This window comes from Photorhabdus sp. RM71S (assembly GCF_042879355.1).
In the GTDB taxonomy this organism is placed as follows: domain Bacteria; phylum Pseudomonadota; class Gammaproteobacteria; order Enterobacterales; family Enterobacteriaceae; genus Photorhabdus; species Photorhabdus kayaii.
In genome coordinates this window covers 1-223 of the sequence record NZ_JBHFKV010000328.1, presented here as the reverse complement: position 1 = coordinate 223, position 223 = coordinate 1, and the positions used below count along the sequence as shown (strand labels likewise).

The following is a 223-nucleotide window of genomic DNA, read 5'->3' as shown; positions in this document are numbered from 1 at the left end:
TAAAAATAAGCATCAGTTAGTGCATAGATTTGTTGCATTAGCTTTCATACCAAACCCCAATAATTATCCAATTGTTAATCATATCGACGGAAATAAAAAAAATAATCATGTGAATAATCTTGAATGGTGTACCAACGAGCAAAATCTAAAACATGCATGGAAAACAGGGTTGTGTGATAACCAGAAATCACCAGTAGTTTCTATGGATAAATCAGGATTTGGA

1 protein-coding gene is annotated in these 223 nt (G+C 32.3%); it reads left to right on the top strand.

The window, feature by feature from the left end:
• Positions 1-223 (top strand): HNH endonuclease (locus ACGF5R_RS25085; protein WP_387693375.1); only part of this gene is annotated, 223 nt, incomplete at both ends.